Annotated in this window: 21 protein-coding genes; 11 read left to right on the top strand and 10 right to left on the bottom strand. The window is 67.2% G+C overall.

The features are described 5' to 3' along the window. Window positions 1-6 precede the first annotated feature (6 nt). The 6 genes from A5756_RS21840 to A5756_RS21815 all read left to right on the top strand — a co-directional run bounded on the left by A5756_RS21840 (window position 7) and on the right by A5756_RS21815 (window position 8,434). Complete coding sequence (locus A5756_RS21840) at window positions 7-1,683, top strand: hypothetical protein (RefSeq protein WP_066957389.1); 1,677 nt, start codon at window positions 7-9, stop codon at window positions 1,681-1,683. Window positions 1,684-1,848: 165 nt separating this feature from the next. Further along, window positions 1,849-3,306, top strand: a complete 1,458-nt coding sequence (locus A5756_RS21835; RefSeq protein WP_066957388.1) for a polysaccharide biosynthesis tyrosine autokinase — start codon at window positions 1,849-1,851, stop codon at window positions 3,304-3,306. Continuing rightward, window positions 3,303-4,781, top strand: a complete 1,479-nt coding sequence (locus tag A5756_RS21830; protein ID WP_066957387.1) for an O-antigen ligase family protein — start codon at window positions 3,303-3,305, stop codon at window positions 4,779-4,781. Before A5756_RS21835 ends, A5756_RS21830 begins: the two co-directional genes overlap by 4 nt. Continuing rightward, window positions 4,778-5,791: a glycosyltransferase family 4 protein gene (locus tag A5756_RS21825; protein WP_066957386.1), complete on the top strand. Its 1,014-nt coding sequence runs from the start codon at window positions 4,778-4,780 to the stop codon at window positions 5,789-5,791. Before A5756_RS21830 ends, A5756_RS21825 begins: the two co-directional genes overlap by 4 nt. A gap of 16 nt (window positions 5,792-5,807) precedes the next feature. Next, entirely contained in the window at window positions 5,808-6,734 is a 927-nt protein-coding gene (locus A5756_RS21820; protein WP_066957785.1) for an aldo/keto reductase, read from the top strand. Further along, window positions 6,731-8,434 carry an FAD-dependent oxidoreductase gene (locus tag A5756_RS21815; RefSeq protein WP_066957384.1) on the top strand — a complete coding sequence of 568 codons (1,704 nt, stop codon included), beginning with the start codon at window positions 6,731-6,733 and terminating at the stop codon, window positions 8,432-8,434. Before A5756_RS21820 ends, A5756_RS21815 begins: the two co-directional genes overlap by 4 nt. 4 nt (window positions 8,435-8,438) lie before the next feature. On the opposite strand, the gene A5756_RS21810 is transcribed toward A5756_RS21815, so the two are convergent. Both A5756_RS21810 and A5756_RS21805 read right to left on the bottom strand, forming a co-directional pair. Beyond that, on the bottom strand, window positions 8,439-9,482 hold the full coding sequence (locus tag A5756_RS21810; RefSeq protein ID WP_197505816.1) for a glycosyltransferase family 4 protein: 1,044 nt from the start codon (window positions 9,480-9,482) through the stop codon (window positions 8,439-8,441). Window positions 9,483-9,493: 11 nt separating this feature from the next. After that, window positions 9,494-10,315, bottom strand: a complete 822-nt coding sequence (locus tag A5756_RS21805; protein WP_066957380.1) for a class I SAM-dependent methyltransferase — start codon at window positions 10,313-10,315, stop codon at window positions 9,494-9,496. Window positions 10,316-10,506: 191 nt separating this feature from the next. Here A5756_RS21805 and A5756_RS21800 point away from each other — a divergent pair, with 191 nt between their 5' ends. Next, entirely contained in the window at window positions 10,507-11,373 is an 867-nt protein-coding gene (locus A5756_RS21800; RefSeq protein ID WP_066957379.1) for a hypothetical protein, read from the top strand. Window positions 11,374-11,408: 35 nt separating this feature from the next. On the opposite strand, the gene A5756_RS21795 is transcribed toward A5756_RS21800, so the two are convergent. From A5756_RS21795 to A5756_RS21775, 5 genes are read right to left on the bottom strand one after another with little or no spacing between them, the layout of a single operon-like run. Continuing rightward, a complete protein-coding gene (locus A5756_RS21795) occupies window positions 11,409-13,334 on the bottom strand; it encodes a glycosyltransferase (RefSeq protein WP_066957376.1) in 1,926 nt (641 codons plus the stop codon). Beyond that, on the bottom strand, window positions 13,331-14,794 hold the full coding sequence (locus A5756_RS21790) for an oligosaccharide flippase family protein (RefSeq protein ID WP_066957374.1): 1,464 nt from the start codon (window positions 14,792-14,794) through the stop codon (window positions 13,331-13,333). Before A5756_RS21790 ends, A5756_RS21795 begins: the two co-directional genes overlap by 4 nt. Window positions 14,795-14,800: 6 nt before the next feature. Beyond that, on the bottom strand, window positions 14,801-16,387 hold the full coding sequence (locus A5756_RS21785; RefSeq protein ID WP_066957781.1) for a sugar transferase: 1,587 nt from the start codon (window positions 16,385-16,387) through the stop codon (window positions 14,801-14,803). After that, entirely contained in the window at window positions 16,372-16,944 is a 573-nt protein-coding gene (locus A5756_RS21780; RefSeq protein WP_066957783.1) for a dTDP-4-dehydrorhamnose 3,5-epimerase family protein, read from the bottom strand. Before A5756_RS21780 ends, A5756_RS21785 begins: the two co-directional genes overlap by 16 nt. A 46-nt stretch (window positions 16,945-16,990) precedes the next feature. Further along, on the bottom strand, window positions 16,991-18,202 hold the full coding sequence (locus tag A5756_RS21775; protein WP_066957372.1) for a PPE family protein: 1,212 nt from the start codon (window positions 18,200-18,202) through the stop codon (window positions 16,991-16,993). A 707-nt stretch (window positions 18,203-18,909) separates the two neighbouring features. Between A5756_RS21775 and A5756_RS21770 the strand changes: the two genes are divergently transcribed. The 4 genes from A5756_RS21770 to A5756_RS21755 all read left to right on the top strand — a co-directional run bounded on the left by A5756_RS21770 (window position 18,910) and on the right by A5756_RS21755 (window position 23,590). Next, window positions 18,910-19,587 (top strand): TetR/AcrR family transcriptional regulator, encoded by a 678-nt coding sequence (locus tag A5756_RS21770; RefSeq protein WP_066957370.1) that lies wholly within the window; start codon window positions 18,910-18,912, stop codon window positions 19,585-19,587. A gap of 120 nt (window positions 19,588-19,707) precedes the next feature. Beyond that, the gene (locus A5756_RS21765) at window positions 19,708-20,409 is read left to right on the top strand and encodes a TetR/AcrR family transcriptional regulator (protein ID WP_066957368.1); all 702 of its coding nucleotides are present in this window, start codon (window positions 19,708-19,710) and stop codon (window positions 20,407-20,409) included. Between the two features lie 105 nt (window positions 20,410-20,514). After that, the gene (locus A5756_RS21760; RefSeq protein ID WP_066957366.1) at window positions 20,515-22,512 is read left to right on the top strand and encodes a hypothetical protein; all 1,998 of its coding nucleotides are present in this window, start codon (window positions 20,515-20,517) and stop codon (window positions 22,510-22,512) included. Window positions 22,513-22,534: 22 nt separating this feature from the next. Further along, window positions 22,535-23,590 carry a polysaccharide deacetylase family protein gene (locus A5756_RS21755; RefSeq protein ID WP_066957779.1) on the top strand — a complete coding sequence of 352 codons (1,056 nt, stop codon included), beginning with the start codon at window positions 22,535-22,537 and terminating at the stop codon, window positions 23,588-23,590. Between the two features lie 4 nt (window positions 23,591-23,594). Here the strand turns inward: A5756_RS21755 and A5756_RS21750 are convergent, their stop codons facing one another. The 3 genes from A5756_RS21750 to metG all read right to left on the bottom strand — a co-directional run bounded on the left by A5756_RS21750 (window position 23,595) and on the right by metG (window position 26,357). Next, window positions 23,595-23,957, bottom strand: a complete 363-nt coding sequence (locus A5756_RS21750) for a PAS domain S-box protein (RefSeq protein ID WP_066957364.1) — start codon at window positions 23,955-23,957, stop codon at window positions 23,595-23,597. Window positions 23,958-24,129: 172 nt separating this feature from the next. Further along, a complete protein-coding gene (locus tag A5756_RS21745; RefSeq protein WP_066957362.1) occupies window positions 24,130-24,720 on the bottom strand; it encodes a TetR/AcrR family transcriptional regulator in 591 nt (196 codons plus the stop codon). A gap of 95 nt (window positions 24,721-24,815) precedes the next feature. Continuing rightward, window positions 24,816-26,357, bottom strand: a complete 1,542-nt coding sequence (gene metG, locus A5756_RS21740; protein ID WP_066957360.1) for a methionine--tRNA ligase — start codon at window positions 26,355-26,357, stop codon at window positions 24,816-24,818. Window positions 26,358-26,373: the final 16 nt, after the last annotated feature.

Below are 26,373 nucleotides of genomic sequence, written 5' to 3'. Positions count from 1 at the left end.
GCACCGATGGTCGGAAAACTGAGGAACTGCGCGGCGGTGATCGTCGCGTGCTCGGCGCTCGTGCTGAGCGGCTGCGGTGGCCGCAGCGACCCCGATCCACTGTCTGCCGTGATCAGTCCCGCCATCCCGCTCAGCGTTCAGGAGGTACCGAATCCGCTGCGCGGGCAGTACGAAGACCTGATGATGCCGCTTTTCCCGCAAGGCAATTCCGCGCAGCAGCGGTATCCGGCGTGGCCGGCGTCGTACGACGGCAGCTTGCGCGTCTCTTGGCGGCAGCTGCAGCCCACCGACCCGAACACGCTGCCCGCCGACGCGCCCGACGATCGCAAGTTCGACTTCAGCGTGATCGACGATGCGCTGGCGAAGCTCGCGAGCAGGAACATGCGGCTCACGCTTCGCGTGTTCGCCTACAACTCCTGTTGCGACGCCACCTATGCGAACAACACGAACATCGCCATCCCGGACTGGATGCGCTCCGCGTCCACCAGCTACACGGGGCCGCAACGATACTGGTGGACACCCGGGGTGGCGCACGTGGTGCCGAACTGGAACGACCCCGCGTACCTGAACGCCTTCGGGCAGCTGCTCGCCGCGCTCGGTCGCCGCTACGACGGCGATGAGCGCCTCAGCGTGTTCGAGTTCTCCGGTTACGGGGACTTCAGCGAGAACCACGTCGCCTATCTGCGCGACACGCTGGGGGCACCGGGTCCCTCCCCGGAAGAGAGCATCGCAAAGCTCGGTTACTACAGCCAGTTTCGCGATCAAAGCATCACCAAAGCGGCCATCGCACAGCTGGTCGCGGCGAACGTGAACGCGTTCCGCCATACCCGATTGGTGACCACCGCGCTGAATCCCGAGATCGTTCGCGAGCTGCTCGCCGACGATGTCACCAAGAAGGTGTCCGCGCCGGTGGGCATCCGCTCGGATTGCCTCGGCGTGTACGCGCCGTTGCCGGTGTGGGCGGAGTCGGATGGCTCGTACTACGTGCACACGAAAGATCCGGTCGTCGGCCAGCTGAAAGACCGGTTGGCCTCGGCATTGGTGATCACCGAATGGTGCCAGCTGCCCGATGGGACCACTGCGCAGTCCTACTACGAAAAGGCCCTGCGCGACGTGGTGAAGTACCACGTGTCGATGACGTCGAGTTTCAACTTCCCGGCCGTGGATTCGAACACCCCGATGGACCCGGCGTTGTACCTGCTGTGGGCACAAGCCAACGTGTCGGCCGGCTATCGGTACTCCGTGGAAGCGCGGCCCGGTTCGGAATCGTTCCGCGGCCGGGTGGCGACCATATCGGTGGTTTGGACCAACTACGGCAGCGCCGCGGCGGTCGAGAAATGGGTGCCCAGCTACCGGTTGGTGGATTTCTCCGGCGCGGTGGTCCGCACGCTGCCGACCACCGTGGCCTTGCCCAAACTGGTCCCCTCAGGGGAGAACTCGGGTAATCAACCTGTCCCGGCGTCGTTCACCGAATCGGTGACCGTCGACTTGGCGGGGTTGGCGCCCGGGCACTACACGCTGCGCGCATCCGTGGATTGGCAACAGCACAAGCCGGACGCGTCGCACGTGGTGAACTATCCGCCCATGCTGCTGGCACGCTCCGGACGCGACGAATCCGGGGGGTATCCGCTCGCAACCCTCGACATCCCGCGCGAGGCGCTGACTTCCGCCCCGCGCCAATGATCGTGGGCGCCAGCAAATGCCTCCAAGCGTGGGGCGAGAACGCATTGCGATTAGGACGATGCTGCGTGGCGAGTGCTGCATAATGTGCACTGGGCTTTGCGCGGCGGGTGTAAGGCAAATCAATTCGACGCTATTGGCATGGCGTCGCCCCAGAGAGGTTAGTGGATGGATTTCCGCACCTTTGTCCGGACTCTCCTCACGCATTGGAAACTCGCCTTGGGGGCATTGCTGGCGTGCACGATCGGCGCCGCGGCGGTCACGGCATTGCAGACGAAGCATTACCAGTCGACGGCCACCATCCTCATTTCCTTTCCCGGTGCCACCGACCTCACCGAGTTGTACAACGGCACGCTGACCGCGCAGGAACGGTTGTCGTCCTACGCGCAGATCGCGGGCGGCCGGACGGTGGCCGAGCGCGCGGTCAACCAGCTGCAAGCCCCGATCAGCGCGGACGCCCTGGTGACCCAAACCCAGGTGAAATACACCGCCAAGTCCCAGCTTTTCACGATCACCGTCAAGGACACCGACCCGAACCGCGCCGCGGCCCTAGCGGGAGCGATGGCCGATCAGTTCGCCGCGCTGGTGCCCACGCTCGGCGCGACCACGGGTCCGAACGGCCGGCCCGTTCCGGTGACGCCCGGTTCGCGGCCCGACGTCGGCGAGCCGAATCCACCCGCGGCCCCGCCGTCGGAAGCGCCCGGCCAACCGGCGGCCAAGCCCATGCCGGTGGCCAGAGCGCGGGTGGTGGAGGCGCCGCGGGTGCCCGACCACCCCGTGACGCCGGTGCCGGTGCGCAACATGGCGATGGGATTTGTCGCCGGAATACTGCTGGCCATCGCGGTTGCGGTGGCCCGCGAGGCCAGCGACCGCACCGTGCGATCCCGGGAGAAGCTGGAACAGCTTTCGGGACTGCCGACTTTGGCCGAGCTACCCGGCAGGCGCGGGAACACCCCGCGGTTCGGCGTCGACTCCGCCCTCGATGACGCCGTACGGGGCTTGCGCGCCCGGCTGCTCAGGGCGATGGGCTCCGACGCCCGCCGAGTGCTGGTGGCGGCGCCGTTCGGTGGGGAGGGGACCACGACCACGGCACTGAACCTGTCGCTGGCCCTCGCCGAGATCGGCGAGGACGTCCTGCTTGTCGAGGGCGATACGCGCCGGCACGTGATCGCCGGTCTGCTGCGGGTCGAGTCGGGGGAAGGGCTGGCCAACGCGCTGGCCAGCCCCGAGATCGCCGCGGAAGCCGTGAAGCCGACGCCGATCGCCAAGCTGTTCATCCTTGCGTCCCGGTCTGCCCGCCGCGAGACCCCGCCCTGCAGCGCGTTTCTGCCGGAGGTGATCGACAGGGTGATGCTGGACTTGTCGTCACGCTTCGACCGGATCGTGGTCGACGGGCCGCCGGTGCTGGCGACCCCGGACAGCGGCCTGCTGGCGGGCGCCGTGTCGGCCACGGTGCTGGTGGTGCGGGCGCGCCGGACCACCGTCGACGAGCTCAACGACGCGCTGAGGGCCTTGCGCTCGGCCGGTGCACAGGTGGTCGGCACCGTGCTGACCGACGCCCGTCCGTCGCTGCACATCAGGGCCGCGGCCAAGACCTATCGGACGAAGGTCGGCGGGCCGGCGTGATTCCCTACCTGCCCGGTCGCCCCCGCCTGGCAGTAGACGGCGTCCTGCTGACGGTATTCCTGTTCGGCTGCTTCGTCTTTGGCGTGCTCTCGGTGCGCCGAACCACCGAGGGAGTGTTGCTCATCGCGGCAACGTTCTGCCTGGTCGTCTACTGGGTGAAGCGCGAGGCGCTGGCGGGGGTGACGCTGTTCCTGGCGTTCGCGGCGCTGCCGGAAGGATTGCACATCGGCAAAGTGATCGGGCCCGCGGCGATCTATGCGTACCAGGTGGCCGCGGTGCTGGCGATCGGCTACCTCATGCCGATCGTCAGACCGCGGTTCAAGGATTTCCTGCTGCCGGGGATGTTCGTGCTGACGGTCGTGTACTTCACCGTGGTCGGGTTTCAGATGGGACATGACGCCACGATGGTGCTACACGAATCGACGACTTTGATCGAGATGGTCATCGGGTTCGTGCTGGCGCTGTTGATCGTGTACGGCGGCTACCTGAAGTTCTGCATGCGCGTGATGGTCGTGACGCTGTGGTTCTCGGCGGCGATGGCGATCTTCAGTTCGTTGCATGCCATCCGACTGGCCGGCCGGGCCGAAAGCCTGGAGGGCGCGACGGGCGCAGGTCAAGCCCTCCGCATCGTCCTATCCACCCAGACGCCGGCCACCGCCGCGCTCACCGCGCTGGTCGCCGCGTCGATCATCGGTCGCGTCCGGCCGATGACGTACCTCGCCTTCGGCCCGCCCGCGCTGATCATCTCGCTGCTGGCCTTCTCGCGGAACACGCTGATCGCCGTGGCGGTGGGTGCGACCGTCGCCTTCTTCGCCAATTTCGGCTGGCGGGCCCTGCGGCGGACGTCCGCCGTGGCCGCTGTCAGCGCGGGCGTGGCCGCGCTGATATTGCCGGGGTCGCTGTTCCTGCTGCAGCAGTCGGAGGCGGGGTCATGGCTCAGCGACCAGTTCACCGCGTTCAATCAGCGAGTGTTCGGCGGGGTTTCGGCCAGTGCGCTCGCCACCGACGAATCGACACTGGACCGGCTGCGGGAAGTCGCGCGGCTCAACGCCGCAATCGCCCAGGCGCCGGTGTTCGGCCACGGCCTGGGTTACGCCTACCAGCTGCCGTCCGGCAACGATCCGAAGGCCTTCGCCTGGACGCTGGGTCCCACCTACTCCCACCTCTTCTACCAATGGTGGCTGGCCAAGGCCGGGGCCGTGGGCATGGCGGCGTTCGCGTGGATCGCGTTGACACCGATCGTCCGGGCGCTGCGCTGCGCGACGATGCCGGCGAAGATCAGCGCCGCGGTCTGCGCCGGTCTGCTCGCGATATCCGCGGTCTGGCCACTACCCGAAATGCCCATGGACGCACTGGCTTTGGGGCTGGCACTCGGAACGGCCATGGGATTCGCCGGCCTACGGCACAGGAACTCCGAAGCGGACCAGGCGGACGCCGACCCGGCGCCGGCGCTGGCCGCTGCCGGCGGAAAATGATTGCGGTCACTCACGTCGGGCCCGACATATACAGCTTCGGCGGCACGCAGTCCGTGATACGAGTCATCCGCGACAACAGGATCGGTGCCGACGAAATTCGCGTCCTGTCGACGTGGAACGGGCGCCACCACGCCAAAAATCTGTGGCTCACCGCGCGTGCGGGGGCCGCGCTGGCTAGGGCGCCGCGCGGGAGCGTCGTGCACTTCCACATGTCGAACGGCGGCGCCTGGCTGCGCGAAGGGCCGCTGATCCGCCTCGCGCGGGCGCGAGGCTTCCGGGTCGTCGTGACCATCCACGGCTCCGACTTTCCGCAATTCTCCCGGTCGCACCCCCATTTCGTGGGGTCGACGCTGACGAAGGCGGACCATCTCATCGTCTTGTCGGAGGAAGCGCGTGCCGCCGCGAAACGGGTTGCACCCGGGGTGCCGGTGTCGATCGTGGCCAACCCGGTCGTCATCGATCGAGACGCGCCCGGGGCCGGCTCGACACCGCCCGTCGTGCTTTTCGCCGGCACCATCGGTCGCCGCAAGGGCGTCGACACGCTGGTCTCGGCCTGGCGGCTGCTGCTGGCCGAGGGCGTCGAAGGGCGTTGCCGCATAGTCGGTGTCGTCGACGACTACACGCCGCCGCCAACGGAGCGCCTCAGCGTCGAGCCCCCGGTACATCCGGATCGGGTCCGCGAGCTACTCCGCTCGGTCCGCGTGGTGACGCTGCCTTCGTTCGCCGAGGCAATGCCGATGATCCTGACCGAGGCCCTCGCCGGCGGGCGGCCATTCGTGGCGACCCCGGTCGGCGGCACACCCGAGATCGCCTCGGACCCGGGCATGCTCGTCCCCGCCGGTGACGCGTCCGCGTTGGCGGCGGCGATCGGCCGGTACCTGCGCGACCCGGAGCTGGCCGAGCGTGACGGGCGTCGCGGTCAGGAACACATCGCCGCGACACGGAGCCCGCGGATCATCGACGCGGAGCTGCGCCGGATTTACGAGGGTTGCGGTGTTGGAGCAAGTTGAGCTCGACGGGCCGCAGCTGAGAGTGAGCGCGGTGGGCTTCGGATGCGGCGGTCTGATGCAGTCGCCGTCCCGCCGGGAACGGATGGCCGTGCTGGGTGCCGCGGTGCACAGCGGCATCACGCACTTCGACACCGCACGGATGTACGGCCTGGGCAGGGCGGAGGCCGAGCTTGGGGCGTTCCTGCGGACGGTCCCGCGCGACACCGTCACCGTCGCAACCAAATTCGGCATCGACGTCGGGGGAATGGCCAGGCGCTTCGGCCGGTTTCAGGCTCCGGCGCGGGCGCTGCTGCGCAAGGCCCCGGCGCTGCGGCGCGCCGTCAAGCGGCAGCAGGCGGCACCCGAAACCGCCCGCCTGTACAACGCGGCCACCGCGGCCCGCAGCCTCGACGAGAGTCTCGCGGCGCTGGGCGTCGACTACGTGGACATCCTGTTCCTTCACGGCCCGCGGCCGGGGGACACCGTGGCCGGCGGCGAACTTCGCGAATTCTTCGAACGCGCTCGCCAGCAAGGCAAGATACGCGCCTGGGGTGTCTCACAGGACGAGGGGCTCGACACGGATTTCGCCGCCTCCTTCGCGCCGGAAGGGGTGAGCCAGGTGCGCGCCGACCTGTTCCATCCCCCGCCGCGCCCAGCGGATCTCGCATTCGGCGTGTTGCAACGTTCGTACGCGGTGCTCTCGAACGCTTTGCGGGCCGACGCGGAGTTGGCGCGGCGCTGGCGCCAGACCCTCCACCTCGATCCGCTCGCTCCCGGGGCGCTGCCCAAGCTGATCCTCAGCTCCTCGGCCATCGCAACAGGTTGCCGCGCAATCCTTTACAGCACCACCAACCCGCTCCGGGTCGCCGAAGCGGCCGGCGCGGTCTCGGCGCCGCCGGACCCGGAGACCCTGGCGCGGTTCCTCGCTCTGGTGGCGGAGATGCCCGGGGGTGCTGCCGCGTGATCCGTGGACCCCGAGAGTTCGCCCCGAACACGACGATCCGGACCGACGTCGTGGTCGTCGGGGCCGGCGCGATCGGCATTGCGACGGCGCTGGAACTCGCGCGATCCGGCGTCCAGGCGGCGTTGATCGAGAGCGGCCTGGAACGCAAAGACGAAGCGGCCCAAGAGCTGTCGGCCCTGGATTCCCGGCAGGACGACGATCTCCATGCGCGCAGTGAGCTGATGATCCGCCGGCAGGTTGGCGGGACAACGGCGCTCTGGGGTGGTCGCTGCGTCAAGTTCGACCCCATCGACTTCGAGGACCGCCCGCTCACCGCGCAGGCGCCTTGGCCGATCCGATACGACGACGTCGAGCCCTACCTGCAGCGTGCCTGTGATTGGGCGGCGTGTGGTCGGGCGGCATTCAACGCGCGGGAGGTTCCGGAGCTTGCGCACCGCGACCTGATCGCCGGGCTGCCCGACGGCGACGTGCGCACAACCGATCTCGAGCGCTGGGCACTACCAACGCGTTTCGGCCACGAGTACCGGGCGGCGCTGCGCGACGCGACTTCCCTGATCGTGTGGACCGGCCTTACCTGCACCGAGATCGTGACGACACCGGCCGGTGCTTCCGTTGACCACCTCGTGGTCAAGACGCTCGACGGCCGGCAGGGGAGCGTGGTCGCCGCGGACTACGTCATCGCGACCGGCGGCTTGGAGGCGACCCGCCTGCTGCTCGCCTCGGACCGCCATCACCCGGCGGGCCTGGGAAACGCGGGCGGCCACCTGGGCCGCTGGTACATGTCGCACGTCGAAGGCCGGGTCGCGCGCGTGCAATTCGCCACCGATCAGGTCAGCTACGCCTACGAGCGGGACGGCGACGGGGTGTACGTGCGCCGGCGCTTCACCCTCGATCCCGGCCTGCAGCGCGACGCCGCGTTGCCGAATGCCGCTGTGTGGCTGGTCAATCCGCCGATCAGCGATCCCGGGCATGGAAGCGGAATCCTGTCCGGCGTCTATCTCACCCTGATCTCCCCGATCGGCCGCTTCCTGCTCGCGGAGGCCATTCGTGCGAAGCACACCCAAACCGACGGTCCGCCGCGGATACTCGCGCACCTGCGCAACGTCGTGCGGGACCTGTTCCCGTCGATCCGGTTTGCGATCACGTTCTCCTATGCCCGCTTCTTCCGCAGGGGCCGCAAGGCGCCGGGCTTTTTCGTGAAGAGCGCGGACAATCGATATCTGCTGCACTACCACGGCGAGCATCTTCCGCACTGGGAAAGCCGCGTCGAGCTTGCCGACGACCGCGACGCCCTCGGCATGCGCAGGATCCGCACTCATATCCACTTCTCCGACGACGACTACCTAAGCGTGCGCAGGGCCATCGCCGCGATCGATGAACACCTACGTCGCCACGGCGCCGGACGCGTGGAGTGGCTGACCGACGATGTCGAGGGCACGGTGCGCGAGTTCTTGGCCGGGCACGCCGGCTACCACCAGGCCGGAACGACGCGCATGTCGCACACGCCCGATGGCGGCGTCGTCGACCCAGACCTACAGGTTCACGGCGTGCGCGGGCTGTACGTGGCGAGCACGTCGGTCCTGCCGACGTCGAGCCAGGCCAACCCGACGCTGGTGGGCATTGCGCTGGGTGTCCGGCTCGCCGATCGCCTTAAGAAGGCTCGAATGGCCTGCGAGCGTTCAGATCCCAGGATGGCGTAGTAAGTCAGCGCCGACTGGCCAGCACCCGGGCGATGACATCCAAAAAGCGCTCCGCGACGATGTCGACGTCGCAATGCTGCGCGTAGTAGCGCGTCGCCTCGGCGCCGCGCTGCGCCGCGACCGACGGGTCGGCCAGCAGGTCGAAGGCGGCGGCGAGCCCGGCGACATCGTCGACACCGATCGGGGGACAGCCGGGCGGCTGGTACTCGGGCAGGCCACCGGACGTTGACACGATCGGCATCACCCCCAGCTGCATGGAGAGCACCTGCACGCCGCTTTGCGACGCGCGCCGGTAATGCGAGACCGAACCTTTCGCGGCGGCCAGGACCGGGATGACGTCGGCGTAGCGGTAGCTGCCGTTGCGCCAGCGCGTGTGTTTGGGCAGGGCGGCGGGGTCCAAGGGCCCGTCGCCGATGAGCACCAGGTTGTCACCGCGCCAGCCGCCGCCGCCGATATGGCGCTGCCACGCCTCGAGCACGACGTCGACGTTCTTGTACGGGTTGAGCCGGCCGAACATGACGAAATCCCGGCGTCCCTCGGGCGCCACGAATGGTGGAACGCGGTGCGGGTCAATATCACTGGCGAGCGGCACAACATACACGGGCGTGCCGGCGACGTCGCGGCGCGCGGCGACGGCCGTCGCGACGTACTCGCTGTAGGTAATGGTGGCCGCCGAGCGGGCGCCCCACCGGTCGAACACCGCGCGTTCGTAGGACGGGACCCGTTCGCCGGGGTCGTGCGGCCGGTCGTCATGCACCACCTGGATGCGGGGAACCCGCCCGGCCAACGCGATCCAGCGCGGATCGCGGACGATCTCGGCGATCACGACGTCGGGTCGAAACTCACGGATCCGGCGCCACGCCTTGAAGGTCGGGAGCCAAGTCGCGGCGGTTTTGAACCGCGGATCGAGCACGAGCTCGTACTCACGGGCGGCGTCCGACTCGGGGTGCCGGTCGGAGGTCACCAGCAACACGTCGGCTCCGCGCCGCAGCAGCCCCTCGGCCTGCACGCGCACCGCCGGTCGTGTCCACGGCGAAAGCCAAAGCACCCGGGGCGATTTCATTGCTCGTCGGCGGCCTTCAGGAAGACGTCGGCGTCGGTCCACATCCGGGTCTGAAGCGCGCGTCGCGGCAGGCCCTCGAGGAGGCCGGTGATGCGGGGCGAGGCCAGCAGCCGCCAGGCCAGCGGATTGATTTTCGCCCGGGTCCAAATGTGCAGACCCATGCCCCCGAGCTGCCACCACCGCGTTTTGGAGGTGTGGAACTGCATGCCGAATTGCTCTCCAATGAGGGCCAACGTCGATTTCTGATAGAAGGTGATGTGCTGGCCGGTGGCAAACGCGTAGTACATCCAGTCCTCCGGGGGCGGGGGCCGGCCGTCGAAGAGTTCGGTCGTAAACACGATGGAGTCGGTGCCCGTGGTCTCCAGCAATTCGGCGACGAATCCGACCGGGTCGGCGAGATGCTCCATCACCTCGAAGGCGGTGACCACCGTGTACGGCGGGCCCGGACCCGCGTCCGCCTCGAAGCCTTGCGCGGTCAGGTTGGGGGAGTGCTTGTCGGTCCAGTAATAGTCGAAGCCGATGTCCCGCATCAGCCGGGTGAAAACGCCGTAGCCCCCGGCCGCGTCGAGAAACCGGCCGCGGCGATCGAAGAAGAAGTACAGCAGCACCGACATCGCCCGTGCAAGATACTGATTGCGCCACAGCATGGTGGTGTCCGCCGCCGCGATGGGGCTGGCATAGGCTTCGTCCAGCCAATGCGGCTCTTCGGTCTGCAGGCCGCCGCAGTTGCCGCAGAAGTAGTACTTGCAGTCGTATTTGGCGAGGATCTGATGCGTGAACGCCAGACTGGTGCTCGAATTGCAGATGCGGCACAACACGCCTATTCAAACCCTCCCGAGCATGACCCGCGCCTTGAGCAAACACCGGGACAATGGAGAACCTACGGCACCTGCAACGCTATCGGCAAGCAAATCGGGGCCGAATTTCGGCGCGGACGTGCGTTGTGCAGCACCGCTATTCACCGAATGCCGGGAATAGTCGCGCGGGGCCGTGATAGCTTTGGTCTCCAATGGCCAGAAGCGCTACACCGCCGCCGAAAGAGAAGCTCCGGCAGAAGGTCCGGCGCATTCTCGGCAGTGAAACGCGGGACCAGCTCAAGGATCTGATCCTTTTCGATCATTCCCAGTCGCTGAAGGCGAACCATCCCAACCCGCTCAACCGCGCCGGCAAAAAGTGTTTTTCGGCGACCGACGAGGACGGAATAACGCTCGAGATCCTGCGCCGCATCGGCCGGCTCGACAGCGGTGTCTTCGCGGAGTTCGGCGTCGGCGACGGGACGGAGAACAACACCCTGATCCTTGCGGCCCTCGGTTGGAAGGGCTTCTGGGTCGGGGGACAGGAGTTGGCCGTGGCCGTCGAGGGCCACCCGCGGTTCGCCTACGAGAAGGCGTGGATAACGGCGGACAATATCGTTGCGCTGGCCCGGTCCTGCCTGCAGAGGATCGACGCCACCGAGGTCGACGTGGTCTCCCTCGACTTGGACGGCAACGACATCTACCTGGTCGAGAAGGTCTTGGCCAATGGCATCCGTCCCAAACTCTTCATCGTCGAATACAACGGGAAGTTCCCCCCGCCGGTGAAGTTTCAGATCGCCTACGACCCCGAGCACGTGTGGCAGTCCGACGACTATTTCGGGGCGTCGCTGAGCAGTTATGCCGAGCTGTTCGCCCGCTTCGACTACCGCCTGGTCTGCTGCAACTCCCACTCCGGTTCCGACGCGTTCTTCATCGATACCGCCCTGTCCGAGTCCTTCGCCGATGTGCCGACGGACATCGAGCAGCTTTACGTGGAGCCGAGGTATTTCCTGTACAGCGGGTTCGGACAGCACAAGACGTCCCGCCGCACGGTGGCCAAGATCCTCCGATACGAGCGGTAGGGCCTTGCGCGAGAGTCATTGCCTCCAGCACGCATTCACAGCACCGCATTGATCGCGTCGAGGTAGGCGTCGGTCATCGCCTCGACGGTGTAGTGCTTGCGCATCCGTTCGAAGCCTCGTCGCCCGACCGACGGCAATGCGTCCGGGTCCGCCAGGATTCGGGCGAGGCTGTTCCGCCATCCCGCCACCGACACGGGCTCGACCAGGAATCCCGCCCTGCCGAAATCGAGCATTTCCGGCACGGCGCAAATCGCCGACGCCGCAACGGGAACCGCGCGGGCCATCGCCTCGAGAATCACCAGCGGAAACGCCTCGGACCGGCTCGGGACGCACAGCAGGTCCGCATCCGCCAGCGCGGGCCCGGGCCCGGCGGACCATCCCCGCCACTGCACCCGATCGCGCAAGCCGGCCGGGGTAAGCGCCTCCAACCTCTCGCGATCTGGGCCGTCACCGAAAACCGAGAGCCGCCAAGGCAAATCGGGCAGCTCGCCGAGCGCCCCGATCAGCAGGTGCGGGTTCTTGTGCTCGACGATGCGCGAGAGCATGACCAAGTGCAGCGGCTCACCGGCCGTGCGGACCCGGGGCGCCGGGTCACCGGCGAGGGCGACGCCGTTTGGCGCAACGAAGCGCCGTCCCCATAACCGATGCTGGGCGACCAGCATGTCCCAATGCCGTTGGGCCAACACGATGAAACCGTCGGCGCGGCGCATGGCGGCGGTCAGCGGCCGCGAGTAGATGGGCCGGTCCTGCTCGGGAGGGACATGCGGAGCCACCAACCACCGCCGGCCGCGAGCGCCCGCACGCCACAGTGAGGCGAATCCCGCCTCCGTGTTGGTGTCGGCGGTGATCAGCACCGCCGGGCCTTCAGGGATATCGACGGCGGGCGCCCACCACGGCTGGCGCACCACGCGCACGGTGTCCGGAATCTCGGAGATCATCGGGCCGAACCGTTGCACGCAGACGATCGTGACCGAATAGCCCCGGCGAACCAACTCCGTTGCCAGCAACGCCTTTTGCCTTTCGGCGCCGCCGTAGACCAGGCGATTGGTGGTGATCACGATCGCGGGCAGGTCCTTGCGGCGGCCGCAGTGAATGGTCCGCCGCGACCGCAGCAGGGTGGTACCGGCCAGATACGCGTCGGCGTGGTGCACGCTGCGCTGATGCTCGAGCAGCAGCGCGGTATCGGCTCGCGCCAGATCTCGCTCGCGGCGGCGCTCGGCGGTAGTGCCCTCCTCGTCGCCGAGACCGGCACGGTCGACGCCGATCTCATCGGCCAGCAGCATCCGCCAGCCCGCCGCGCGGGCCCGGGCCTGCCAGTCCGCCGCCGCTTCGGCCCCGAGAAACTCTTCGTCGAAACCGCCGACGGTGTTCCACGCCGCGCGGTTGATCGCCAGGCAGATGGCACCCAATTCCCCGTCCACGCCTTGTGATTCGGCCGGTTGGCGGGCATAGCGGCATGAAATCGGTGCGCCGCGCAGCCTGCCCGCGACCAGCTCGCGAGCCAGGGTTCGGCGCCGCGTTGCGATGTCCCACGGCCTCCAGCCCGGTGCGGTGTCGTCGCGCGCCATCGGTGAAACCGCGGCCACCCGAGGCTGGCGCAGCAATTCGCGGGTGCGGGTCAACGGTCCCAGCAGGCGGACTCTGGCGTCGAGCAGCAGCAGATCCGCGTCGCTCGGGGCGCGCTCCACCAGGGTGTTGAAGGCCTCGGCGAAGCCAACTTTCGCCGCGCCCGACACCCAGTGAACGCGCGGGTGTCGGGCCGTCAGTTCCTTACAGTCGCCGGGCTCGTAGACATAGACCGGCGACCCGGGCAGCTGCTCGGCGACGGCGGCGAGGCACCTCTCGAGCGCATGGTGGCCGCAACCGGCCACGATCAGCACGGCGATCGACCGGATGGGCGGCAGCGCGGCCGCGTCGCCGACCGGACTCTTCAGATATTGCCGGTCCAATTCGGGCTTCATGCCGCCAGCTGATTTCGGCGCAAGGAGGCCAGGTCCGACCAGCGCAGCGGGCCGGCCGCCGCGCTGGTGGCCAGGTAGACAACGGCGGCGACCGCGAGGACGAGAACCACGTGGTGACCCCGGAGCAACAGCGCCGCCGCGACGCTGGCTCCCGTCGGTATCAGCACTCGCAGCAAGAACATCACGGGCGTACGGAAACCGCAGTGCCGGTGCAGCCACCAGCTGCTGACCACCAGGTTGAAGAACTCCGTGCACACCAGCGCGATGCCGGGGCCGACGGCGCCGAACCGCCCGGCGAGCGCGACGTTGAGCGCGACGTTGAGCACGAGGGTGGCGACCGTCAGCCAGAGCAAGACCCGCTGGTGGTGGCTGGCGACCAAACCCTGGCCCAGCGTGCCGCTGACGAATCGCAGGGCCGCCGCGACGAACAGCAACGCCAGCGTCGGCGTCCCGCGGGCGACGAAAGCCTTGTCGCCGAACAGTCCGATCAGCGGTCCGGCCAACAGCGCGCCGACAACCGCGACGGGGACCGCCACGAAGTACATCAGCTCCACGCTGCGACGCAGGAAGGCGGCGAACGCGGCGACGTCACGCGCGAACAGCTCGGTGGCCGTCGACAGCGTCGACTTCAAGAAGACCAGCGACACCACGATGGTGTTGAACGCGATCGTGAAGGCCAGCCCGTACACGCCGACCTCGGAGTGGGTGCTCAGCAGGGACAGGATTACCCCGTCGGCGCGGCAGTACAGCAGGCCGACGACCAGAAACCCCATCAACGGCAGGCTTTCCCGCAACAGATCCGCGGCCTCTCGCGGCGCGAAGACCGGGCGCACCGAAATGTGCCGCATCGCCGCGGTGCCCTGGATCACCAATTGCAGGGCGGGCGGAATCAGTTGCACGACAGCGAACCAGATGACGTCCGCCCGCGCCGCGACCAAGCAGGCGACCATGGCCAGCGCGGCCAGGCGCCCGGCGACGTCGGAGATGGCCACCGCGGAGAACCGGACGGTGGCCAAGAACACCGGCTCGAACCGTGTCGTCATGGTCTGCATCAGCAGCGCCCCGGACAGCACGACGAGCATCACTCGGATGTCGGCGTCGTGATAGATGAGCAAGCCCGACCCGGCCGCCAACAACGCCAGCGGAACACAATAGATCAGGGCCATGCCGCTGTTGACGCGCACCAGACGCTCGAGGTCACCCTGGCCGGAGGTCACGCGGCGCACGATCACGGTCGCGATACCGAGATCGGCCATGCTGGTCCACACGGCGATGAAGAGCACCGCGATGGAGAGTTGGCCGTAGCGGCCGGGACCCAGATAGCGCGCCGTCATCGCCACCGAGACCACCGAGGCCAGCATCCCCAGTGCCCGGCAGATCAGTTGAATCGAGAACGCGTGAGCCATCCGCGAGAGCGGCACCGATGGGACGACCGCACCAGGGGTCGTCGGCTCAGTCATGACTCCCTAGTATGCGCCGTGACTGGTGAGAACGGCCTTAATCGTCTTGGCGATGATCATGAGATCACCCGACATCGACCAGTTGTCGACATAGGACAGGTCCAACCGCACCGACTCTTCCCAGGACAGGTCGGATCGGCCGCTCACTTGCCACAACCCGCTGACGCCCGGCTTCACCAGCAGCCGCCGCTTGACGTCACCGTCGTAGTTCTCGACTTCGCGCCGCAACGGTGGGCGTGGGCCGACGACGCTCATCTCGCCTTTGAGCACGTTGATGAACTGCGGCAGCTCGTCGATGCTGAACCTGCGCAGAATCCTGCCGACTGGAGTGACCCGCGGATCCTGGCGCATCTTGAACAGCATGCCGCCGGCGCCTTCGTTCAGCGCCAAGAGGTGCTCGATCTGTGTGTCAGCACCGTCGATCATGGTCCGGAACTTGAGCATTCTGAACGGCTTGCCGTCGATGCCGATCCGTTCGGATTGGTAGAACACCGGACCCTTGCTGGTGAGCTTGACGGCGATAGCCGCCGCGATGAGAATGGGCGCCGTCCCGATGAGGGCCGCCAGCGAGAAGAGGAAATCGAAGACCTGCTTCTGAAAGCGTTGCGTCCCCTCGTATTGCGGCTTCTCGACATGCAGCAACGGCATACCGGCGGTGGGCCGAAGGGTCAACCGCGTCTCCGCCACGTCCATCACCCCGGGCGACACCACGACGTCGACGTCCATCGTCTCCAACTGCCACATCAGCTCCCGGATCCCATGCATCCCAAAGTGATCCGTCTGGGTGACCGCCACGGTGTCCGCGCCGCAGTGCCGGATCGCGGCCACCGCGTCGGTGACGTCACCGAGAATCGGCACCACGCGGCCGCCGAGGGTGAGGGTATTGCCCCGCGGTCTCCCATAGCCGGGAATGCAGACACCGACTACGACGTAGCCGTCCAGCGGGTTGCGCGTCAGTTCGTGGGCAAGGTGGGAAACCGCCTGGCGGTCCCCGATCGCCAGGACCGTCGTCTGGCATTGGCCGTCCGCGCGCATCTGGCGGATGTGCTTGCGCCACAGGCTGCGACTCCCCAGCAAGCCCATGGTTCCGACGGGAAGCGCGATGGCGAGATAACCGCGGGCCAGGTCGACCTTGGCGAGCAAGGTCACCATCGCGATGATTCCGAACGTCCAGAATGACGCGCTGCCGATCCGCCGGTACTCGTCGATGCCGGCACCGATGACTCGCGGTGAGCGCGTTTGGAATACCGCCAGCGATGACAGCCACAGCGCCGCGAACAGCAATGACAACATCGTCATCACGACGTCCGAATAACCCGAGGTGTTGGCGATTTCGCCGAATCGGACGTACTGCGCGAGCAACACCGACACGCACACGATCACGGTGTCACTGATGCGCAGATGCTGCGAATACTGGTGCTGCCAGCGCCGGACGGCATTCCCCGCGGGGGAGGGCGCCGAAGCGGCGGTGACCGGTAAAGCGCTGGTTTGGGGGCGAGCCAACGGCATCATGCCGGCGGGTCTCCGCTTGTGTGGCCCCGGTTCCGCGGGCACGACGTCCACCAATTCCCGGGTCATCAACGGCTTAGACATGACGCTGCCCTCTCGATTGGCGTGAAGGTCGGCGTTCGCGATGGCCAACTGGCGTCTCGCTCGGAAATGACCGTGACCGGCAGCGGCCACACAATCCCGAATTCCGGGTCGTTCCAGTGGAATCCCTGCTCGTCGGACGGCGCCCGCTCACCGCTGACGTGGTAGCTGACCTCGGTGTCGTCGATGAGGGTTTGGAAGCCGTGCGCGACAAACGGCGGCAGGAACAGCGTCCGGTAGTTGTCGGCGCTCAACTCGACCATCACGTGGTCGCCGTAGGTCTGCGACCCGGGGCGGATGTCTACCGCAACGGCGGCGATCGCGCCGCGGGTGCAGCGGACCAGTTGGGTTTGGGCGTACGGCGGCACTCGGTGGTGCAGACCCCGCACGGTGCCACGGGTGTAGTTGAAGAAGATATTCGTCTGGGTGACGTCGAAAGTCAGCCCGCGGCTGGCGAATTCGTCGGCGCAGAAGGAACGGGAGGAGAAGCCGCGGTGGTCACGTTGCGGTTCGAGGTCGATGATCGTCACGCCGGCGATCTGGGTGGGCGTGTACTTCACTCACCGCTCCTTCCGTAACGAGTGCTTGGTCGGTTCATGTGCTGGCCTATGCGTATCCACCGGACGGCGGGCGTGTCATCACGGTCGGGATGACCCCATACCGGGGCCCAAGGTTCTTGCCCGACGCGGCGGCCAGACGCGGCAGCGACCCCATGATGCTGGGCGGGGTATTGGCACCGGCGAGACTGATGGTCGGCAAAGCGGAAGCGGCACTGTGCGCCGCCGGGATGATGCTGGTCCAACTGGCCGGCACCGCCAGCGGGCCCAGCGAGGCCGCGCTGCCCAGGCTGCCGATCACGCCGGATCCGAGCGAGCCGAGCGCCCCCGCGCCCGCGCTCGCCGCACCCGCGGCCGCGCTCGCGGCCCCCGAGGCGGCAGCGCCCGCGGCGTTGGCGGCAGCCATCGCGCCGTTCGCCAAGCCCTGCCCGGTCTGGGCCATGCCGAGGATGGAGGACATCCCGTACAGCGGGGTCGCTGCGGCCATGAAGTAGGTGGGAATGGAGCTGGGGAGGCTGGATACGAGGCTCGACATCAGCGACGAACTGGCCGAGTTGGTCACGGTGCTCGCGGTGCCGGCACCGGCGTCGCTGAGGGTGCTGGCGATCAGCGGCGACGAAAGCCCGTGCAGGGCGTTGGGCACCGAGGACACCACGTTCGAGAGCGACGTGTGGGTCGCCGTCAACGTTTCGGCCTGGGCGAGGGCGCTGCTCTGGCCGGCCAGCCCCACCGGGCTGGTGACATCGGGCGGCGGGCTGAACGGGGTGACCTCGCACGCGGCAGCCGAACCCGCGGCGTAGGCGTACATGGCGGCGGCGTCCTGCGCCCACATCTCGCCGTATTCGGCCTCGGTGGCCGCGATCGCCGCGGAATTCTGGCCGAAGAAGTTGGTGGCGATCAGCGTCGCGAGCTGGACCCGGTTAGCGGTGACGGCGGGGGGAGGAACGGTCATCGCGAAGGCGGCTTCGTAGATTTCGATAGCGAGCCTGGCCTGACCGGCCGCCTCGGCGGCCCGCGCGGCCGCGCCGGCGGTCCACGCCATGTAGGGAGCGAAGGCGGACGCCATGGTCAACGACGAGGGCCCCATCCAGCGCCCGGTCGTCAATCCCGCGATCACCGACCGGTAACAGCTTGCCGCGGAATGCAATTCGGCGGCCAGACCGTCCCAGGCCACCGCGGCGGCCACCAGCGAGACGGGACCGGGACCGGCATACATCCGCGCGGAGTTGAACTCCGGGGGAAACGCGCCGAAATCGATCACTTCAGGCCCTGCCCTTATCGGCGGGCCCGCTCGCCGCGCGCGAAGCCCCGCTGACTCCGGACGGAGGAAGACCGGCCTCGGCGGTGGGCGCACCGTACTGCAGCACCGGCAATCCGCAACTAAACATACTCAAAGTATGAAATAGGACCATACCGCTAGCGAAGAGTATTTCGCCTACGGCGGCGAAGGCACTTAGTCCTTTCCCTGGTGGTCCACCTGGTGCCGCTGCCCGCGCACGTGGCCTCGTGGTCACGACCGGCATCTAGTTCTCCTCACAACCTGCAGGTGGCCCGGGACCGGGCGTATTGGCTGCTCAACTGCCTGAACCGTGGGTTTGGGGCGTTCCAGGCTACAAACTGACAAACTGATAATAGCGTATAAAGCATACTAATAGTTTGTAAAGGTGCTGTGATCCGCACTACAGGTATTTACGGGACCGTCAAGCCGGGCGCTTGCGGCTGCTAACCTCAGAAGCGGCCCAAGTACTGCCCGGGGGTGGCCGGTCGGTTTGCTTCAGACCGCCGAAGAACCGAGGTGTATGCCCTGCTCATCAACCTGATGGCGATCGACCAGGTCAGGGTCGCAACCCCCGACGAGGACGCTCGCGTTGCCCGGCCGACGTGGGAGGCCCCGGCATTCCTGCCGGGTTCCCGCCTTCACATGAGGGTCGCGTCTTCGCGGCCGACGAGAACTGAGCTGGCATCCCGATGACGACCCACTCGACCGATGGACGCGCCGACGCGACGCGGCGACAGATTCTGCGGGCCGCGTCGCATCAGTTCGCGCGCCGGCCGTATCACGACGTCGGTCTCGACGACATCCTGGCCGAGGCTCAGCTGACCAAGGGCGCGATGTATTTCCACTTCAAGTCGAAACACGCCCTGGCGGTGGAGCTCATCGACAAGCAGATCGCGGCGGCCACCGTAGCGGTCGAAGACCTGTTGACGAGGGGGCTTTCGGGCCTGGAAACCCTCATCGACTTCTCGTACCTGATCGCCGTTCAAGACATCAAGACGGATCTGGTCAGGGCCGGCCTGAATTTGATCGAGTCGGTCGGGCAGCCGGAGGGCCTGCAGGACACGTTGCTGAGCGGATGGGTGGAAGCCCTGTCGGGCGTCGTCCAGCAGGCCATCGACGAGGGTGACATCGGCGACAGCTGCGATCCCCACGACGTCGGCCGCCTGATGGTGTCCCTGCATATGGGGCTTCGGAAGACCAGCAATCTGGACGAACCGGAAAGATTCCTGCTCGACCTGGAGAAATGCTGGATGCTCATCCTGGGCGGCATCCTGCAACCGGACCGAACCGATTACTTCCGCCAATTCCTAAGGCGGCGTGCGGCGCTCGCCGTCAACGCCAGCTCGACCGAGGAAGATTCGCCGTAACCGCAGCGAGGCCGGCCGGACGGCGCGCTCGCGGCTGCTAACCTTGGACGTCTTGGCGGTCGATGTGAGACCACGGTGACGACGTCCTCGCACCCATCGCGGATCTGGAGGAGCAACACGATGCCGCGCCAGGTCCGATCCGAAGCCACTCGTCGCAAGATTCTCGATGCCGCGATCGAGGTGTTCGGCGAAGTCGGATATGCGGCCGCCGGTTGGGGGGCGATCATCGAGCGGACAGGGATGACCAAGGGCGCCCTGTATCACCACTTTGATTCGAAGGAATCGCTGGCGTCGGACATCCTCAAGGAGGGCTCCGCCGCTCTTCTCACGGCTTTCCGGAACGTATGTGGGCCGTCGTCGCCGGGGCTGGAGAACATGTTGCACGGCGCCTTCACCATCGTCGAAGTGCTGAATTCGGACAAGATGGTTCGCACCGCCGAGCAATTGGCCTCTGCCTTAAGCGGATTGAACGAGGCCGCCGCGGGCTTCTATGCCGACCTGGCTGCGAAGATCGCCGAGGAGGCCAGGAGAGCGATCAGCGAAGGAGACCTTCGCCAGGATGTCGACCCCGAAGTGCTCTCCGAGTTCCTCGTCGGGGCGATGTTCGGAACGCGGTTGGTATCCAATGCGATAGCGCGCCATGACACGAACAGGGGCGTCGGTGTCGACATCGCCGGGCGCCTGCGCCAGATCTTGGAACTCCTGCTGCCCGGCACCGTCACGGAAGCGTCGCTCCCTTATTTCCGGCAATTCCTTGGTCGCGAAATGATGCGCCACGCCCCGGCCGTCGCCGCCCGCACCGACGCCTCCACGGAGGCCTGATCGGCTGGTGCTCCGCGTGCCGAAGGTCGGGCCGGATGTGCCACACCCTCTTTCGCGGTCCTCTAGACGGTGATCCGGTAAGTGGGGCTTGACGCGCACCCAACGATGCATACTGTTTCGGTGATGTACCCGAGACGTCTGGGCAAAGCGGTTGCGCTGGCCGCTGTGGCTGGGTTTTTGGTGATCAGCGCCCCGGCATCGTGGGGTGCGCCCGGCGACCCGGCGACGGCGGCCGACTCGCCGACCCTGTCGCTGACCGACATTGGGTCCGCGCCCACCCTGGAGTTCTGGGGCCTGACGAGCAGCCAGCAGCTGACCGTGCCCGTGCTGCACGGGCTGACACCGACAGCGGTGAACACCACCGTCGAGCTTCCGATCAACTTGCGGTCGGGATTGATCACCGTGACGCAGGGCGAGCGCACCATCGCGCGACTGAATCTGCCCTCCGCCGATCAGGCGCCGCTCGTCATTCCGCTGGCCGGAGCGGAAGTCAACGACAACTGGCTGACGGTGACACTGCGTTCCTACCTGGTGCCGCTCGACGGGTATTGCTTGTACCCGGAGAGCCCGCTGCGCCTGACCAACGGGTCGATCACCTACACCGGGGTCGAACTGCCGCCCACCACGGTGGCCCATTTCCTGCCCCCGGTGCTGCGGAAGCTGTCCATCTTCCTGCCACAATCGCCGTCCGCTAACGAATCCGACACCGCCATCCAATTGGCCGCCTCCGTGGCCAGTCACTACGGCAGGCAGACTCCCGAGATATCCGTGACGCCGTTGCCCGAAGGGCAGGCGGCGCCGCCGACGCCGCCGCAGGCGCTGGAACGTCAGATCGTCGTCAAAGAGGGCCCCGACAACGGGCTTTCCCTGCAGGGCGCCGCCGGTGTGCCGTGGCTATTGATGTCGGGCCCGCTCGGCCAGTCCGACGAATCGAACACTGCCGTGCTGTTCAACGACGTGTCGCAGCTGGCCCTGTCTTCCAAGGCGGCGGTGGAACAACTGAAGCCCAGCCTGCAGCGGCCCGGCGACAGCGTCGCGCTGCGCGAATTGGGGCAGCCCGTCGTCAACGCCACATCGCTACAACCGCGGCTGTCAATCGGACTGGACCAGACCAGGTTCGGCAGATCCGTGCACGACCTGCGCGTCCATCTCCAGGGCTCCTACACCCCGACACCGGGCAATGTCGCCGGCCAGATTGCCGTGGCGGTCGGCCCGGAGACCATCGACCACTGGCCGACCGACGGCCATGGCACCATCGACCGCTGGGTCGACGTGCCGGACCGACTGCTGCAGCGGTACACCAGCCTTGACCTCGTTCTCGACGTCGCGGCCAACGTCGGACATTGCGGTGACTTCTACACTGCCGGTCCCGGCAATCAGCTCCTCACGCTGAACATCAACGGCGACAGCACGATACAGAGCAGTCCCGCCGCACCGCCGGTGCCGGACGGCTTTCAGTCGGTGCCGCAGTCGTTGATGCCCCGGGTGCAGGTGGGCATCGAGCCGCACTCGTTGATCGACACCGTGCGGGCGATCAATCTCGTGGTGGGTCTACAGCGAATAAGCTCCGTGCCGATCTACACCACGGCCACGAGTGTGCAGCAGGCGATCGACTCGTCGGATCCCGCGATATTGATTTCCGCCGACGGGTGGAACCACTCCAATGTTGTGCTGCCGGTGTCCGCGGGGCCCAGCGGGCCGATCACCGTCAACGCCGTCCAATCGGACGGGAAGCCCGCCAAGCTCGCCCTGGACCCGAATCTTCGGTTCGCCTCTCTCCAAACGGTTTTCGACCGGGGCAGGTCTCTGTTGGTGGCGACGTCGAACGGCGCGCCGGGGCAGCTCGACGAGCTGCTGCGGTGGCTCAACGCCGATAACAAGCGCTGGCAACGACTCAAGGGCGTCGCGGTGGTGTCCGCACCGGGGGGACAGGACCCGGTGACCGTCGAACACTCGCCCATGGCCAGCCCGGCCGCGGGCTCGCAGAGCCACTCCGATCTCGGCTGGCTGTGGTGGTTCGGCGCAGGCTGGATCGTCGTAGCCATCGTCGGCGCAGGCGTGATCGTGTGGCGTACCCGGCGCGAATCATGGCGGCGCCGCTGAAGTTTGGCGCCTGATGGTACGGGTGAAAGGCTTGGCGACGCGCCCGGCCGTCAAGAACGTGGCGGCCGGACTGCTCTGCGCCGCCGGCGTGCCGGCGTTCGCGCGGCGGCGGCACCGCGATGCGGTCGCCATCGTGATGTTCCACGGGGTGGAAGACGAACCGCTTTCACCGGTCTGCCGGCACGTGCTCGACTCGAGGCTGTACCGCCGTCAATTGGATTACATCCGTAAGCATTTCAACGTTCTTCCGCTGGAGGAGGCGCTCGATCGGCTTGCCGAGGGAACGTTGCCGCCGCGCGCGCTGGCGATCACGTTCGACGACGGCACCCGCAACCTCGCCACGCACGCGGTCCCGGTGCTGCGCGAGCTGGGACTGCCCGCGGCGGTGTTCGTGGCGACCGGCCCGCTGGACAGCGGCGGAACCTTATGGCCTGACCGGCTTTGGCTCGCGATCGCCCACACCGCCGCGAGCGAGATCGACCTTGCCGCGTTGGGACGCGGTGTTTGTTCGCTGAACGGAAGCGCGAACCGCGGGAAGGCCTACGCCGCCGCGGTTGAGGGATTGAAAGACTTGGCCGACGCGGACCGCATCGCCGCCCTGGACGGGATTCTCGGCGCACTGGGGTACCGCGACGACGGCGACGGTGGTCCTTTCCGGATGCTCACCTGGGACGAAGCGCGGGCTATGGTCGGCGACAGCCTGGTGACGTTGCATCCGCACTCGGTGACCCACCCGATCCTGGCCCGCTGCGACGACGACAAGGTCGAGCGGGAGATCGCTGCTTCCTGCGCGGCGCTCGAACGCGAGACCGGTTGTGCGGCCAAGGTTTTCGCTTACCCCAACGGTCGACCGCAGGACTTCGACAACCGGGCCAGGGATGTGCTGCGCCGTCGCGGCATCCGCTGGGCGTTGTCCACCACGGCGGGCTTGGCGGATCGCCAGTGCGACCCGCTGGCGTTGCCGCGGCTGGCGGTGGCCAGCGACGCGTCGTTCGGCCACTTCCGGCTGATGGTCTCCGGCGGCCTGCCGGGCCGCTACCGGGGACGGCGCGGCCCGGCCGCCGCGACCGGCCGCTGAAGGGCTAGCGGTCTTCCTGCCACAGCTGCTCGGTCAGATCCTGGAAAGCCGCGAGGACGAATTGGTCGTCGGCTCGCATCGCTGCCGACTTGCTCATCAGGGCCCGCACGACCGAGCCGTCCTTGTGCGCCAGTTCGACGACCATGTTCGCCAGGGAGTGAACGACCGATAACAACGAATCCGAGGCCGGCGCCTGATGGAAGATCTGATGGAACCGGAGGGACAAGACCTCCTCGGGCTCGTAGCCCGTCATCTCGGCGAACGCGGCGTTGGAAAACAGGATGGCGCCGTCATGTTCGATGGCCAGCACGGGAATCGGGATCCGCTCGAGCACAACAAGTGCCGGCAGCTGCTTCAAGGTCGTCATCGGCGAATCCCCATGTTGCCGATTACGTCGTCGCTCCACCGGCCGATTATGGCGCATAACATAGGCTATACACGAGGTCTTCGCCCAGATGAGCGCGCCGAACGTGGCGGGCCGTCCCGTTTGGCCACTCGATCCGGAACCTGCGACGGCATCCAGAGCAGGCGTGACCGCCTCACCTCGCCGGTGTGCCGGCGTCGCAGAATCCGCTGATCAGCATGTCGACGCGGCCGGCGTGCTGGTCCGGGCGCAACCGGCCGCTGCGGTCGAGGGTTACCAGGCCGTGCAGCGCGGCCCACACCACCTCGGTCAGCGTGTCGGGGTCCCGCGTGCCCGCGACCATGTCGACCGCCGCCCGCAGTTCCGCGAAGGCCGCGGTCAGCTCGGCAGGGGTGTCCGCGGCGGCGAACTGCAGCGTCGTCGTACGGGTGAACATCGCGTCGAAGAGTGCGGGATTGTCACGGGCGAAGCCGATGAACGCGTGCGCGACTCGCGCCAGGGCGTCCCGGCCGTCGGTGGCGCCCCGGCGGGCGGTGCGGAGCGCGTCCGCCAGTTCGCCGAATCCCTCGACGGCGACCGACGCCGCGATGTCTTCCATGCCAGAGAAGTGTTTGTAGAGCACCGGTTGGCTGTATTCGATCTCGGCGGACAGCCGGCGGGTGGTGACGGCGTCCCAACCCTCCTGTTCGGCCAGCTTGCGCGCCGTGGCGGTGATCAGCCGACGGCGGGCGGCCCGTTCGCGTGCCCGGCGGTCTTCGATAGCCATACGTCCATGCTAGCGCCGATATGAGCGCTAGCGTTGCTATTGGCGCAAACGCGAGTGGACGTCGGTGTTGCTCTCAGGAGCCGGCGGCGGGGCGGTTAGTCGACTTGGTAGCGCGGGAAGACGCCGGTGGGCGCCGGCAGCGCGGTGCCGGGGGCCAGCCGGGTACCGATGGCGTCGAAGGTGCGCCGCTCGGACGGTTGGCCGAGCAGATCGAGGAGCTTGCCCCCCGAGCCGGGCATCACCGGCTGGATCAACAGCGCCGCGATGCGAACCGCTTCGCACGTGGTGTAAAGCACTGTCGCGAATCGCTTCTGGTCCGCTTCCGACTCGCTCTTGCGCAGCACCCACGGCTGCTGAGCCGAGAAATATCTGTTGGCCGCGCCCAGCATCAGCCAGATCGCCTCCAGCGCCAGATGCATTGCCTGGCTGTCGAATTCGGCGCGAACCCGTTCGAGCAGGCCGTCGGCGATGTCGAGCAGTTCAGTGTCGTCGGCAGTGAATTCGCCGGGGACCGGCACCACTCCGTCGAGGTTCTTGGCCACCATGGACAGCGACCGTTGGGCCAGGTTGCCCAGCTCGTTGGCCAGATCGGTGTTGATCCGGGTGATGATCGCGTCCTCGCTGTAGCTGCCGTCCTGGCCGAACGGGACCTCCCGCAACAGGAAGTAGCGGAGTTGGTCCACGCCGAAGGTATCGATCAGGGCAACGGGGTCAACGATATTGCCCACCGACTTGCTCATCTTCTCGCCACGGTTGAGCAGGAACCCGTGCGCGAAAACCCTTCGCGGCAAATCGATCCCGGCCGACATCAGAAACGCGGGCCAGTAGACGGTGTGGAACCGGATGATGTCCTTGCCGATCATGTGCAGATCGGCGGGCCAGTAACGCCGGAACAAATCCGACTCGGTGTCGGGGTAGCCCACCCCGGTCAGGTAATTGGTCAGCGCGTCGACCCAGACATACATGACGTGGTCGGAATGATCGGGGACCTTCACGCCCCAGTCGAATGAGGTGCGCGAGATCGACAGGTCGCGCAGGCCGCCGGAGACGAAGCTGACCACTTCGTTGCGCCGTACCTCGGGCGCGATGAAATCCGGGTTGGCGTCGTAGTGGGCCAACAGTTTGTCGCCATACGCCGACAACCGGAAGAAGTAGGTCTGCTCCTCGGTCCAGGTCACCGGTGTGCCGGTCTCGACGGCGACACGGGTCCCATCGACCAGGGCGGTCTCGGATTCGACGAAGAAACGCTCGTCGCGCACGGAGTACCAGCCGGAGTAGCTGTCCAAATAGATGTCGCCCGCCGCCTCCATCCGCCGCCAGATCGCCTTGGACGCTTCGTGATGGTCGGCGTCCGTGGTCCGGATGAATCGGTCGAAGGAGATGTTCAGCTTCTCCTGAAGCCGCTGGAACGCGTCGGAGTTGCGCCGCGCGAGCTCGGCGGTCGGTACGCCCTCGGCGGCCGCCGTCTCGACCATTTTGAGGCCGTGCTCGTCGGTGCCGGTCAGGAAACGCACGTCGAAGCCGTCGAGTCGCTTGAACCGTGCGATGGCGTCGGTGGCGATGTACTCGTAGGCATGCCCGACGTGGGGATCGCCGTTGGGGTAGGTGATCGCGGTCGTGACGTAGAAGGGCTTCATCGAGAGTCCACCTTAT

The sequence above is a fragment of the Mycobacterium sp. 852002-53434_SCH5985345 genome, assembly GCF_001667155.1.
Lineage (GTDB): Bacteria > Actinomycetota > Actinomycetes > Mycobacteriales > Mycobacteriaceae > Mycobacterium.
Note: the sequence above shows the minus strand (reverse complement) of the source record. Positions and strands in the feature narration are given on the sequence as shown.

Bases quoted from the DNA above. Each gene is read 5' to 3' on its own strand.
- A5756_RS21840 (WP_066957389.1), top strand. From the start codon at position 7: ATGGTCGGAAAACTGAGGAACTGCGCGGCGGTGATCGTCGCGTGCTCG.
- A5756_RS21835 (WP_066957388.1), top strand. From the start codon at position 1,849: ATGGATTTCCGCACCTTTGTCCGGACTCTCCTCACGCATTGGAAACTC.
- A5756_RS21825 (WP_066957386.1), top strand. From the start codon at position 4,778: ATGATTGCGGTCACTCACGTCGGGCCCGACATATACAGCTTCGGCGGC.
- A5756_RS21800 (WP_066957379.1), top strand. From the start codon at position 10,507: ATGGCCAGAAGCGCTACACCGCCGCCGAAAGAGAAGCTCCGGCAGAAG.
- A5756_RS21795 (WP_066957376.1), bottom strand. From the start codon at position 13,334: ATGAAGCCCGAATTGGACCGGCAATATCTGAAGAGTCCGGTCGGCGAC.
- A5756_RS21790 (WP_066957374.1), bottom strand. From the start codon at position 14,794: ATGACTGAGCCGACGACCCCTGGTGCGGTCGTCCCATCGGTGCCGCTC.
- A5756_RS21785 (WP_066957781.1), bottom strand. From the start codon at position 16,387: ATGTCTAAGCCGTTGATGACCCGGGAATTGGTGGACGTCGTGCCCGCG.
- A5756_RS21770 (WP_066957370.1), top strand. From the start codon at position 18,910: ATGACGACCCACTCGACCGATGGACGCGCCGACGCGACGCGGCGACAG.
- A5756_RS21765 (WP_066957368.1), top strand. From the start codon at position 19,708: ATGCCGCGCCAGGTCCGATCCGAAGCCACTCGTCGCAAGATTCTCGAT.
- A5756_RS21760 (WP_066957366.1), top strand. From the start codon at position 20,515: ATGCATACTGTTTCGGTGATGTACCCGAGACGTCTGGGCAAAGCGGTT.
- A5756_RS21750 (WP_066957364.1), bottom strand. From the start codon at position 23,957: ATGACGACCTTGAAGCAGCTGCCGGCACTTGTTGTGCTCGAGCGGATC.
- A5756_RS21745 (WP_066957362.1), bottom strand. From the start codon at position 24,720: ATGGCTATCGAAGACCGCCGGGCACGCGAACGGGCCGCCCGCCGTCGG.
- metG (WP_066957360.1), bottom strand. From the start codon at position 26,357: ATGAAGCCCTTCTACGTCACGACCGCGATCACCTACCCCAACGGCGAT.